This window comes from Solibacillus cecembensis (genome assembly GCF_050272495.1).
GTDB classification, from domain to species: domain Bacteria; phylum Bacillota; class Bacilli; order Bacillales_A; family Planococcaceae; genus Solibacillus; species Solibacillus cecembensis.
Map to the genome: position 1 here is coordinate 92095 of NZ_JBNNMF010000009.1, position 12354 is coordinate 104448.

The following is a 12354-nucleotide window of genomic DNA, read 5'->3' on the forward strand; positions in this document are numbered from 1 at the left end:
TTATCCGTTTACAATCTCGTCTAAATAGCTCCAACGCTCTATTAATTGCTCGTATTCACTATTGAACAGCTCTAATTGCTCGGTTAATTGTTGTAGTTTTGTAAAATCTGAACCCGCAGTAGAGATTCCTTCTTCTGTTTGCATAATATTTTCTTCCATTTTTGCGATTGTATCCGCTATGGATTCCCACTCTTTTTGCTCTTTAAAGGATAATTTTTTCTTCTCTACTTTTGGCTTTTCAACCTTTGTCTTTTCGACTTTGTTTTCTTTTGCTGCTTGCTGTTGTTGCATCGTTACTTTTGCCAAGTAATCTGTGTATACATCCAAGCTTTCTTGCACGCCACCACGACCATCTAATATCCATAGTTTTTTCGCGATACGATCTAGGAAAAATCGGTCATGTGAAATCGTAATGACAACACCAGGGAAGTTTTCAATAAAATCTTCTAATACCCCTAATGTTTCAATATCTAAATCATTTGTCGGCTCGTCCAACAATAAAACATTCGGCTGTTCCATTAACAGACGCAATAAATGCATCCGTTTTCTTTCCCCACCAGATAATTTACTAATTTGCGTACCATGTGCTTGAGATGGGAATAAAAAGCGTTCCAACATTTGAGAAGCTGAGTAACGTACACCATCCGCGTCGGTAATATCATTCGATGCTTCGCGAATGTAATCAATCACACGGGTATTTTCATTCATCGCAGGGATTGCTTGCTTAAAGTGCAGTCTTTTTACTGTCGAACCAACGATTACCTCCCCATGATCTGGGTCAATTTCGCCTGCTAACATATTGAGTAATGTTGATTTCCCGTAGCCGTTTGCACCAATAATACCGATGCGATCCCCTTGTTGTAACAGGAAGCTGAAATCTTGAATTATTTTTCGGTCACCATATGCCTTTGAAATACCTTCTGATTCAAGCACCTTTTTTCCAAGGCGCGTTGTCGCTAAAGCCATTTCTAAATCCGTTTGGTCTGTTGAACGGTCCAACGTTTCATCTAGCGCTTCAAAACGTTGAATTCGTGCTTTTTGCTTAGTTGTTCTTGCTTTTGCCCCACGGCGAATCCATTTTAATTCAGAGCGATAACGATTTTGCATTTTTGCTTGCGTCGCGGCATTCATCTCTTCCCGAATAGCCCTTGCTTCTAAATAATCTCCGTATGAACCGGTATGGCGATATAATGTTTTATCTGCCAGTTCATAAATATGTGTCGCTGTTTCATCTAAGAAATAACGATCATGCGTAATAAAAATAACTGCCCCTTTTAAGCGTGAAACCATTTCTTGTAACCATTCCGTCGAAGTGACATCTAAATGGTTCGTCGGCTCATCAAATAAATACAGGTCTGCTGGTTCAATGAGCACTTTTGCAAGAGCTACACGCTTTTGTTGACCACCTGATAATTCAGACACATCTTTCTCGAACATGTCCATGCCTAATTTTGTTAACGCTTGCTTTGCTAATGCATTCACATCCCAGGCATTTTCTGTATCCATTCGCTGCTGAATGCGGAATAATTCATTTTGAAGCTTTTCTGATTGTGGTTCATTTGATAAAGCAGTTACGGCTTCTTCATATGCTCGATTTAGCTGTAAAATGGGGGAATCCCCACTGAAAACAGCTTGTAAAACCGTCGTATTCGCCGCAAATTGTGGATCTTGTTCTAAATAAGCGATGCGGTATTTATTCGGGTGGTCCATGTCCACTGTATCAGCATCTTGAATACCTGATAAAATGGACAATAACGTTGATTTCCCTGTTCCGTTTATCCCGATTAAACCTGCGCGTTCTCCTTCATATATTGTAAATTCAACATTTTGAAATAGTGTTTTTTCGCCAACTGTTTTTGTTAAATTCGATACGATTAAATGACTCATGAAATCCCGTCTCTTTCTTGTTTAAACTGTTCTAAAAATTTTACCATAAATGCATGGCGTCGTTCTGCCATTTCCTGACCCTTTTTCGTCACCATCAGATCTTTCAATAATAAAAGTTTCTCATAGAAATGGGTCACGCTTGCTGTGGATTTCGCGCGATAGTCTTCTAGTGACATCGCCGCCCTTGCTTCCTCAGCATCATCATAAAGCATGCGCCCTTTTGCACCACCGTAAGCAAATGTACGCGCAATGCCCACTGCTCCGATCGCATCTAAACGATCCGCATCACGCACAATTTTTGCTTCAATGCTTGTTGTCGGTAACTCATTGCCCCCATTAAATGACACTTCTGCAATTACCGCTTGAATATGTTCGTTTTCTTGCTCGGTTAAATTGAGTTGTTTTAAAATTCTTTCTTCATCGGATTTATCGACTGCATATTTCGAATCGCTCACATCGTGTAATAATACAGCTAACAAAACGATTTGCTCATTGGCATCTGGTTCCGTTTGCAAAATGGCTTGAGCATTTTGATAAACGCGTTCTATATGTTGGAAATCATGACTTGCATCCATTTTCCCGTAAATTTCTTTTACTAGTACTTCGCATTTTAATAATATATCCTTCACCAACAGTCACCTATTTTCTTTCAATACTTACGCTACATCCATTATTTTAACATGGAAATGAATATAAGCTCAAAAATTCCATTTTCAATAATGCCATACGCTAATACAAGGTGGTTACAATTTTCTAAAAATGTAATTTTTATCTTTTTATCTGACGATTTAAAATTTTGTCTATTTTGTGAACTTAGTCGTTGTGTTTTACAAGTTTTCGTCATATAATAGAAAAAACGAAACAAAACAAAAGACTTTAAGGGGTGTTATTAATGGAAGAAGTAATTTATCCAACTGTTCAGTGTGCACAAGACAATGATTTGCAAGTAATTTCTCATAATGTTCAATGTACAAAAGATAAAGAAAAGAAAGCACTTATCCTTTTATCACCAATTTTAATAGGTGCTGCTATTTATGCAGGCAGTGTGTCGATTATGATTGCCGGTAATATAGCAAAAATTCTCTTCTAAAAATTTTAAATTTAATCCAATACAAAAATGCCATTTGAAATCAGTCAAATGGCATTTTTCTTTGGTGTCATCTATTTTGTTTATTTCGCAAAAAACTAACCGTTAGAATAAGCCTAATGCGCTACCATCTTCTGCTACATCCATACGAAGTGCTGCTGGTTGCTTTGGTAAACCTGGCATTGTCATAATATCACCCGTTAAGCAAACTAAGAAGCCTGCGCCTAATTTTGGGAGAATTTCACGGATTGTAACGGTAAAGTCAGTTGGTCTACCTAATAGACTTGGTTGATCAGATAATGAATATTGTGTTTTCGCCATACAAATCGGCAAGTTTGCCCAACCGTTGTTTTCGATGCTCAACAATTGTTTTTTAGCCGTATCTGTTAGTTGAACAGCTTTTCCACCATATACTTGTTGCACAATTTTTGATAACTTTTGCTCAACCGTTTCATCGTTTTCGTATAAGGGATGGAAGTTATTTGGTTTTTCAATGGCTTCTAACACTTGCTTCGCCAAATCCAATCCGCCTTTACCGCCTTCTTCCCAAACGTTTGTAAGTGCGATACGAATGCCTTCTTGTTTTGCCCAATCTAAAACTAAATTTACTTCAGCTGCTGAATCTGTAATGAAACGATTTAATGCGACAACTGGTTCAACACCAAAATTACGAATATTTGCAACGTGCTGCGCCAAATTGGCAATCCCTTTACGAAGCGCCTCTACATCTTCATCGATTAACGCTGTTTTTGCAACGCCACCATGCATTTTTAGCGCACGAACCGTTGCAACAATTACTACTGCACTTGGCGCAAAACCTGCTTCACGCGCTTTAATATGCATAAATTTCTCTGCACCTAAATCCGAACCAAACCCAGCTTCTGTAATAACAATATCTGCTAGTTTACGTGCTGTTTGTGTGGCAATAATAGAGTTACAGCCATGTGCTATATTAGCAAATGGGCCGCCATGAATTAATGCGGGTGTTCCTTCAATTGTTTGCACAAGGTTTGGATTTAATGCCTCTTTTAATAGTAATGTAAGCGCACCTTCAACACCTAAATCACGCACAATAACTGGCTGACGATCATATGTGTAGCCAATTACAATGTTTGCAATGCGTTCTTTTAAATCCGTTAAACTTGAAGCTAAACAGAAAATTGCCATAATTTCTGAAGCAACCGTAATATCAAATCCATCTTCACGTGGGACACCTTGCATTGGGCCACCTAAGCCTACTGTCACATGGCGCAGCGCACGGTCATTTAAATCAACGACACGTTTCCAAATAATTCGGCGAGGGTCGATATTTAAAGCATTCCCCTGGTGAATGTGATTGTCGATAAATGCCGATAATGCATTATTGGCCGTTGTTATCGCATGGAAATCTCCGTTAAAATGTAAGTTAATTTGCTCCATAGGAAGTACTTGTGCATAACCACCACCTGTTGCCCCACCTTTTACACCCATAACTGGTCCTAATGATGGTTCACGAAGCGCAATCATAACACGTTGTTCCAATTGCTTTAGTGCATCCGCTAATCCTACGGTAACTGTAGATTTACCTTCCCCAGCAGGTGTTGGACTGATAGCTGTCACTAAAACGACTTTAGCATTTGCTTGACCTGAAATTTTATTTACATCGATTTTTGCTTTAAATCGTCCGTATTGTTCTATCGCTTCTGCAGGTATTCCCGCATTCTCTGCAATTTCCGTAATCGGTTTCATTATTGCATTATTTGCAATATCCAAATCTGTAAGAGGTTTTGTTTTCGTAGTTGTCATTTTAAACCCTACTTTCAATTTATAGTCGTCTTTATTATAGTCTGTTTTAGATGGAAACATATATATAAAAATGTGACTTATTCGACAAATTGTTGACATACGTTCCTTAACTAGGATATATTTTATTCGTAATATTCTGTATTTTTGTGCTAAGGTACAATAAATTGATTATAATTACCAACTAAATTTGACAGTATCGGAGGAGATCACTAATGCACCAAGGCACTGTAAAATGGTTTGATAATGAAAAAGGATATGGATTTATAGAATGTGATAATGGTGATGATGTGTTTGTACATTTCACTGGAATAAAAGAAGAAGGTTTCCGTGTACTCGCTGAAGGACAATCTGTGGAGTTTGATGTGATTGATGGCAATAGAGGTCCACAAGCTGCAAATGTTATTAAAAAGTAAATTAAGGAAGCTGTAAACATACAAGGTTGTCCGTATGTTTGCAGCTTTCCTTTATTGCAATCTACTTTTCAACAATAACAAAATCTTGTTTACTATTTTTATCACTTAATGTTGCCATTACATTTGTAATCGAGCCTATGTAATGAGAAGGTTCCTCTGTTCCCTCTTCATAAATGTAAATATTATAATCCGTACGATTTGCCTTTTTAATCAGGACATTGCCCGTAATGGTAGTAAAACCGATAAATTGATTGTTCTTTAATGCTTGGATTGCTTGTTGTTTTGTTAACGTCATTCGTTCGTAAACTCCTTCAAATTTCTGTTTCATATTTTCTATTGCCAGTCTTTACACACATCTACCCAACCACTTGCATTGGAATATTGTTGTAATTCATCACAACTCAATTCGATTGCTGAATTGGCACTTCCACATGCCGGAAATACGGTTGCAAATCGTTGTAAAGACTCATCTAAATAAATAGGCAGCTCATTTGCCAGTGCAAACGGGCAAACTCCACCAATGCGATGACCGGTTTGATTCACAACGGACTCAGCATCTAACATTTTAGCCTTCATCCCAAATTGTTGCTTAAATTTAGCGTTATCAATTTTAGTATCCCCTGCCGCGACAATTAAGATTGCCTTGTCATCTGGACCGTGAAACGATAATGTTTTGGCAATTCTTGCGGGAATCACACGTAATACTTGCGCCGCCTCTTGCACGGTTGCACTACTGCTATCAAATTCTAATACTGCTTGCTCTTTGCCATGCTGTTTAAAAAATGCCTTTACTTCCGCTAATGCCACTTGAAACACCCCTTCACTGTTTGTACCTTTAGATAAAAAGAATAGTCAAATTATATCATTCCAATTCAATTTGAAACAAGGCGTTGTCACTTTTCTCTTCATTGATGCGCTAAAATTTGTTCGATTAACATAAGCGCCGTTTGCTGTTTACCGTCTGTACGTAGTGTCTCACCTGATTGATGAATAATGATATGAGGTTCCATTGCGCCGTATAATGATTTTGAGCTATTTGCCACCATAAAATCAGCTTGTGCGGAATCCATGCGGAGTTTTGCACGCTCGATTAAAAATGCTTCATCTTCTGTCGCCTCTAATTTGAAACCAATAAGCGTCGATTGTGGTGACCATCCCTTAATTTGCGCTAAGATTTTTGGTGCCTTTTTAAAATGAATAATCGGTGGTTCATCAGACGGCATTTTTCCTTTTTCAGTCAATTCATTGCCTGCTTGATCAAATACTTTATCCACAAGCCAATCTGATCCTGCTACCGCCATAATAATGTAATCTACATGCTGCTGTCGGGCGATCGCCTTTAACTGATCCCCTAAGTCTTCAATCCCTTCAAAGCGCACCAGACGCATCTCACGTTGATTTTCCGGTAGTTGAGCAAAATAACCATGCATATAGATGACTTGCGCGCCTTTTGCATAGGCTGCCTCGGCTAAATAACAGCCCATCGTTCCTTTTGATAGGTTTGTATGCCCCCGGACATTATCCCACTTTTCAAATGTCCCACCACTTGTAATTAATACGGTTTTCCCTTTAAACATAAATAACAACTCCTTCTATTATTCCTTCACCGTAGCTAACCATTGCTTCAATACTTCCACAAACTTTTGGGCAGCTGGTGATAATTTTTGCTTCGTTGAAAGTCCAATCGTTCGGAAACTTTCTTGCTTTAACGGTAAAGTTCTCACATTGTTCATCAAACCCGCCATCGCAAGTTGTGGTAAAATACTAACCCCTAAATGATGCTCTACCATAGATAGAATCCCTTTTTCATCCGTTAAATGGAAACGAATATTTGGGCGCACATTATACTTTTCAAAATTCGCGATAACATCATTTGTTCCCTTATAGGAAGGCATGATGAATGGCGTATCCCCTATTTCATTTAAATCGACTTCTTCTTTATCATATAGCGGACTTTTTGAAGAAACAATACAAAGTAGCGGATCTCGTTTTAACGGTATAAAGTCAAACTGTTTGGAGCTTGTCCTATTTAAAAAGCCACAATCCACTTCCCCATTAAGTAACCACTGCTCAATTTCGTAATAATCCCCTTCACGTAACTCAATATGAATACCGGGATATTGCTGCTCCATGAGGTGAATAATATTGGGCATCCAATGGGTAGAAATTGTGGAAATTAAGCCCACACGAACTGTCCCTTTCGCCACACCTAATATATGGGCTGCTTCTTGTCTTAAATGCTCCTCTGCGGATAAAACCTTTCTCATCGCAAGTAACATCGTCATGCCATCTTCCGTTAATGAGACACCTGTGCGGTTGCGATGAATTAAATTAAAACCAAATTCCTTCTCTAAACTAGAAATAGCATGACTCACTGCCGACTGTGTTAACCCGAGTAATTCAGCCGCTTTCGTAAAACTATGTACTTCGCCTACTTTATTTAAAATTTCGTATTTGACTAAACTCAATTACCCTCACCTCTGTAACAATCCTTCAACATGAATTTTTTTCATATTAATCATTATAAACATTCGTTTTACTAATCACAATAGGAACGATACACTGTATTATAACAGCAATTTTATTTTGGAGAAATGTGGTGACATCTTTGAGTTTACAAGGAAAAGCAAATTTATTAATGGTTATCGTAACAATGTTTTGGGGGCTTTCGTATACATTTATGGTCATGGGGTTAGACGTTTTAGAAGCCTATAACGTTGTTGCATTACGATGCTTAATCGCATTTATTATCGCAGGGCTAATCTTTTTACCAAAGATGTTGCGCATTAATAAAAAAACACTTATTTACGCATCAATACAAGGCTCTCTATTATTCACGCTCTTTGCCCTTTCATTATTTGGATTAAAAACAACATCCGCATCGAATGCAGGGTTTATTTTAAGCTTAACAGTTGTACTCGTGCCAATCTTTTCAAGCCTTATCGAAAAGCGCTTACCTTCTCGTGCCGTTAGCTTTGCGATTGTATGTACGATGGTTGGTATTACAGTATTAACGATGAAAGAATCATTAACTTTCCAAACAGGCGATATTTTAATGGCGATTGCCGCAGTATGTTACTCCATCTATTTGATTTTAAATAGTAAATTTACGAAAAGTGTTGAATCGATTTCTTATGGGGTATACCAGCTAGGTGTTGCCGGTGTATTTGGTGCCATTTTTACATTACTATTTGAAACACCACAATTACCATCAACTAATTTAGGTTGGGTTGCTGTATTAGGATTAGGTGTTATTTGTACGGCGTTTTGCTTTATCGCACAAGCTGTTGTACAACAATACACATCTCCTACACATACGGGATTAATTTTCTCACTAGAACCGATCTTTGCCGCAATCTTCGCCATCATCTTTTTAGGTGAAGGATTAACGACTCAATTACTAATCGGTGGTGCCTTTATATTAATCGGAAACTTTGTTGCTCAGTTAGAACAATTCACAATGCTGAAAAAAGTTCCAGCAACAGCGACTTCGGAATCTACTATTTAAATAATTTCTATCTATTAGAATACCCCAATTTTTTTGAATTTTGGGGTATTTTTTTCTATTTAGCCCCTTTCTTCCTTTAAAGAGCAAATCTATTAAACATATAATTTTTTATAGATTTTAGGTCTATTACATAAATATTCAACATATAATACAATATATCGAAAATCAGATTTTTCGAAATAGATAATTAGTTTCCATAATATCATTCTGACGTTATTATTAAGAGTATTGTTGAATTTAAACAAGGTATTAATATGAGTCAAAAAAAGGAAGTGTAACTATGGTTGGACGTAATGATCCATGCCCATGCGGCAGCGGTAAAAAATATAAAAAGTGTTGTGAAGGTAAACAACAAACGACGACAGCAATAACTGTTTTTAATGAGGAAATTGAAAATGTTTTACAAACCTTCTATACGAATTACCCTGAACGAAAAGATATTCGTGAATTTATGGAATTAGTAAAGGTTTGGGCTCCAAAATTAGAAAAGAAATTACACCGTGAGTTAGTTGAAGCGGTTGCGTTAGATGAGTATTTCTTCCATAAACGCCCTGACATTTGGACAGGCTTTTTAAAACGTATGGAAAAGAAATTAATTCGCCCCTCTACAATTGAATTACTAAAATCTTGGACAACTCCGATTTTCTTTATCGGAACAGTTGAAGCTGTTGAAGACAAATACTTTACAGCGATTTCTGCGTTAGACAATCAAACATACTCAATTCAGCGCGAGAGCCCTAAAGCGATTCCAATTGGCATGCGTGTGTTCGCCTTCTTATTACCAGATGGTTCAAAACAAGAAAATCATGTGTTAGCAGCATCTACGTTAATTTTCTTCCATAAAGAACATGCGATTTCATTTGAGGACTTTACAGCTTCGTATAAAGCAAGTGGTTTAACAATTGAAGAATTCACTCAAAAAAATCACCTTTTATTATGGGAAGGTTTAGTCGAAAATGGCTATGAGGGTGAAGAATTTACGCCATTCGAGCAAGATGTATTAGAGCAAGTGAAAGCATTCTTAGTCGAACATTCGATTGAAAATGATAAGCTTTTAGTGACTGTGGAAGATTATTTAGTAGAGCAACAACCAACCGCTCGTAAAGCAGGTGCGATTGCTGCTGGAGCTATTCGTTTTGCACAAGAACAAAATTACATTGATAAGAAATTTACAGTGAAAGAAATTGCAGATAGCTTCGGCGTTGCAGCTTCATCTCTAAATAAATATTATCAAGACCTACTTGCCTTCCAAGTGAAAGCATCTTAAACACAATGAAAAGGACTTACTTCCCGCAAAATTGCGTGAGGTAAGTCCTTTTTTTAGTGTCTTATAAGTAATTCGCTGTAATCGATTGTTTACAATTTTTTAATTGCTCAGGTGTTCCTTCAAAGATAATTTGACCACCCGCACTGCCGCCTTCTGGACCAATATCAATGATCCAGTCCGCTTGACGCATGACATCGGTATGGTGCTCAATCACGACAACTGTATTTCCTTGCTCGACTAATTGCTGAAGCATATGCACTATTTTCGATACATCTTGTAAATGCAATCCAGTCGTTGGCTCATCTAAAATGTACAGCTGTCCTCCTGGTTTCATTTCCTTCGCCAACTTCAAACGCTGACACTCCCCGCCTGAAAACGTTGATAAAGGCTGACCTAAAGACATATAGGATAATCCGACTAGCTGTAAAATCTCTAGTTTTTTCACTAAATCCTTGGCGTCAAAGAAAGCGAGTGCCTGTTCTACATCCATTTCAAGCACTTCAACGATATTTTTACCATTAAAGGTATACGCGAGTACTTCTTCTGCATAACGGCGACCTTGGCAAGTAGTACAAACCGTTTCTACATCATCCATAAAGGATAAATTCAATGTTACAACACCGTTTCCTTTACACTCTTCACAAGCACCTTTTGAGTTATAACTGAATAAAGCGGCATCCACGTCATTTTCTTTTGCGAAAAGCTTGCGGATTTTATCCATCATTCCTAAATAAGTGGCTGCATTTGAGCGAACATTTGTGTGAATCGGACGTTGGTCGATAACAATTGCCTCTTGGTATTGCTTTGCAAATACTTCATTGACTAACGTGCTTTTTCCAGAGCCCGCAACCCCTGTAACAACTGTTAACACTTGCTCAGGTATTTTTAACGATACATTTTTCAAGTTATATAAGCTACTTCGCTTACTTTCTATAAATGTCGATACTGGGCGCGGCTTTGTATTCATAGGAGCTTGTGTGTGCAATGCTTGTGCGGTAATGGAATCGCTTTTCGCAAATTCTTCATACGGTCCGCTAAATAATATCGTTCCCCCATGTGCACCCGCACCAGGACCTACATCGACAATATAATCCGCAATCGCGATCACATCTGGATCATGCTCTACAACTAAAACCGTATTTCCTTTATCCCGAATTTGACGCAGTAAATCATTGAGACGATACACATCTCGCGGATGCAAACCAGTACTTGGCTCATCAAAAATATAGAGCATTCCTGTCAATGTGCTCGATAAATATTTCACCATTTTGACGCGCTGTGATTCCCCGCCTGATAATGTAGCCGTTTCACGATTCAACGTCATATAACCAAGCCCGATATCAATTAAGCTTTGCACACGTTCAGAAATGCGAGATACAATCGTCTGCATTTCCGGTTGCGTAAATGTCTTTAACGCTTCTATTAATTGTGATAACTGCATCGCGCTTAAATCATGAATCGAATACTCGTGTATTAATGAATTAAGTACTTCCTCACGATAGCGTGTCCCCGAGCAATCCTCACATGTTGCGGTCATTAAAAATTGCGCATTTTGTTTTTTCTCGCGTTCTGAAGCCTCTTGCTGCTTTTGCAACTTCGAACGTCTGAATCGGACAACAATGCCTTCATAAGTAGCTTGAAAATTACCTGAACTGTGGGTAACTTGTACTTTTTGTGGCTCTGAATATAATAATTGATGCCATTCCTCCTCGTTATAATCCTTTAACGGCTTGTCTACATCGAAAAAGCCACTTTGTGCATATTGGTTCCAGTAATACGTGTCTACACCATACCCCGGTAATAAAATGGCACCTTGCTGTAATGATTTTTCACGATCAATGGCCGCATCAATATTCAATGTCATCATGCTTCCAATACCCTCACACGCAGGGCACATCCCTTGTGGATCATTGAAAGAATAAGCATTTCCATAACCTAAAGACGGGGTTGCAAAACGCGAATACAATACTCTAAAAAGTGGGGAAATATCTGAAATCGTTCCAACTGTTGAGCGTGCATTCCCTCCTAAGCGTTCCTGTCCGACAACAACAGCAGGTGATAAATGATGAATACTATCGATTTGTGGTTGCTGATAGCGCGGTAAGTATAAGCGTACAAAGTTACTAAAAGTTTCGTTTAGCTGACGACCTGCTTCTTGTGCAATCGTATCAAAAACGATCGATGATTTCCCCGAACCCGATACACCTGTAAAAACAGTAATTTTTTGCTTTGGAATACGTAATGAAATGTTTTTCAAATTATTTTGACGTGCTCCAATTAATTCAATCCATTGTTGGTCCATTTGATTCATCCTCCTTCACTTGCAATGAAGTCATATCATAGCAATAATAAGTCCTGAAATGCAACATTTTTGGAAATGTATGTTCGTGTTATTTATCTAACTAAA

At 38.0% G+C, this 12354-nt stretch carries 12 protein-coding genes; 4 read left to right on the forward strand and 8 right to left on the reverse strand.

The genetic code is table 11. The features are described from left to right. A complete protein-coding gene (locus ACQKIH_RS09910) occupies positions 1-1887 on the reverse strand; it encodes an ABC-F family ATP-binding cassette domain-containing protein (protein WP_057982441.1) in 1887 nt (628 codons plus the stop codon). Further along, the gene (locus ACQKIH_RS09915; RefSeq protein ID WP_427765683.1) at positions 1884-2462 is read right to left on the reverse strand and encodes an HD domain-containing protein; all 579 of its coding nucleotides are present in this window, start codon (positions 2460-2462) and stop codon (positions 1884-1886) included. The genes ACQKIH_RS09910 and ACQKIH_RS09915 overlap by 4 nt, the downstream gene beginning before the upstream one ends. Before the next feature lie 317 nt (positions 2463-2779). Between ACQKIH_RS09915 and ACQKIH_RS09920 the strand changes: the two genes are divergently transcribed. Next, positions 2780-2977 (forward strand): hypothetical protein, encoded by a 198-nt coding sequence (locus tag ACQKIH_RS09920; protein ID WP_427765562.1) that lies wholly within the window; start codon positions 2780-2782, stop codon positions 2975-2977. A 102-nt stretch (positions 2978-3079) separates the two neighbouring features. Here ACQKIH_RS09920 and ACQKIH_RS09925 read toward each other — a convergent pair whose 3' ends face one another. Next, positions 3080-4759: a formate--tetrahydrofolate ligase gene (locus tag ACQKIH_RS09925; RefSeq protein WP_427765564.1), complete on the reverse strand. Its 1680-nt coding sequence runs from the start codon at positions 4757-4759 to the stop codon at positions 3080-3082. Between the two features lie 212 nt (positions 4760-4971). Between ACQKIH_RS09925 and ACQKIH_RS09930 the strand changes: the two genes are divergently transcribed. Continuing rightward, a complete protein-coding gene (locus ACQKIH_RS09930; protein WP_057982433.1) occupies positions 4972-5172 on the forward strand; it encodes a cold shock domain-containing protein in 201 nt (66 codons plus the stop codon). 61 nt (positions 5173-5233) lie between these two features. On the opposite strand, the gene ACQKIH_RS09935 is transcribed toward ACQKIH_RS09930, so the two are convergent. The 4 genes from ACQKIH_RS09935 to ACQKIH_RS09950 all read right to left on the reverse strand — a co-directional run bounded on the left by ACQKIH_RS09935 (position 5234) and on the right by ACQKIH_RS09950 (position 7640). Next, positions 5234-5500, reverse strand: coding sequence for a hypothetical protein (locus tag ACQKIH_RS09935; protein ID WP_427765568.1), 267 nt, complete (start codon positions 5498-5500; stop codon positions 5234-5236). A 5-nt stretch (positions 5501-5505) separates the two neighbouring features. Further along, positions 5506-5979, reverse strand: coding sequence for a YbaK/EbsC family protein (locus ACQKIH_RS09940; RefSeq protein WP_427765570.1), 474 nt, complete (start codon positions 5977-5979; stop codon positions 5506-5508). Between the two features lie 98 nt (positions 5980-6077). Then, positions 6078-6749 (reverse strand): phosphopantothenoylcysteine decarboxylase domain-containing protein, encoded by a 672-nt coding sequence (locus tag ACQKIH_RS09945; RefSeq protein WP_057982427.1) that lies wholly within the window; start codon positions 6747-6749, stop codon positions 6078-6080. A gap of 18 nt (positions 6750-6767) precedes the next feature. Further along, positions 6768-7640 (reverse strand): LysR family transcriptional regulator, encoded by an 873-nt coding sequence (locus tag ACQKIH_RS09950; protein ID WP_057982426.1) that lies wholly within the window; start codon positions 7638-7640, stop codon positions 6768-6770. Between the two features lie 131 nt (positions 7641-7771). Here ACQKIH_RS09950 and ACQKIH_RS09955 point away from each other — a divergent pair, with 131 nt between their 5' ends. Both ACQKIH_RS09955 and ACQKIH_RS09960 read left to right on the forward strand, forming a co-directional pair. Next, positions 7772-8680 carry a DMT family transporter gene (locus ACQKIH_RS09955; RefSeq protein WP_427765573.1) on the forward strand — a complete coding sequence of 303 codons (909 nt, stop codon included), beginning with the start codon at positions 7772-7774 and terminating at the stop codon, positions 8678-8680. 280 nt (positions 8681-8960) lie between these two features. Beyond that, positions 8961-9947, forward strand: coding sequence for a YecA family protein (locus ACQKIH_RS09960; RefSeq protein ID WP_057982424.1), 987 nt, complete (start codon positions 8961-8963; stop codon positions 9945-9947). 61 nt (positions 9948-10008) lie between these two features. Here ACQKIH_RS09960 and ACQKIH_RS09965 read toward each other — a convergent pair whose 3' ends face one another. Continuing rightward, entirely contained in the window at positions 10009-12249 is a 2241-nt protein-coding gene (locus tag ACQKIH_RS09965) for an ATP-binding cassette domain-containing protein (RefSeq protein ID WP_427765577.1), read from the reverse strand. Positions 12250-12354: the final 105 nt, after the last annotated feature.

What these genes read in the sequence shown, in the direction of transcription:
- ACQKIH_RS09910 (WP_057982441.1), bottom strand. Translation starts at nt 1,887, where the DNA reads ATGAGTCATTTAATCGTATCGAATTTAACAAAAACAGTTGGCGAAAAA.
- ACQKIH_RS09915 (WP_427765683.1), bottom strand. Translation starts at nt 2,462, where the DNA reads ATGGATGCAAGTCATGATTTCCAACATATAGAACGCGTTTATCAAAAT.
- ACQKIH_RS09920 (WP_427765562.1), top strand. Translation starts at nt 2,780, where the DNA reads ATGGAAGAAGTAATTTATCCAACTGTTCAGTGTGCACAAGACAATGAT.
- ACQKIH_RS09925 (WP_427765564.1), bottom strand. Translation starts at nt 4,759, where the DNA reads ATGACAACTACGAAAACAAAACCTCTTACAGATTTGGATATTGCAAAT.
- ACQKIH_RS09930 (WP_057982433.1), top strand. Translation starts at nt 4,972, where the DNA reads ATGCACCAAGGCACTGTAAAATGGTTTGATAATGAAAAAGGATATGGA.
- ACQKIH_RS09935 (WP_427765568.1), bottom strand. Translation starts at nt 5,500, where the DNA reads ATGAAACAGAAATTTGAAGGAGTTTACGAACGAATGACGTTAACAAAA.
- ACQKIH_RS09945 (WP_057982427.1), bottom strand. Translation starts at nt 6,749, where the DNA reads ATGTTTAAAGGGAAAACCGTATTAATTACAAGTGGTGGGACATTTGAA.
- ACQKIH_RS09960 (WP_057982424.1), top strand. Translation starts at nt 8,961, where the DNA reads ATGGTTGGACGTAATGATCCATGCCCATGCGGCAGCGGTAAAAAATAT.
- ACQKIH_RS09965 (WP_427765577.1), bottom strand. Translation starts at nt 12,249, where the DNA reads ATGGACCAACAATGGATTGAATTAATTGGAGCACGTCAAAATAATTTG.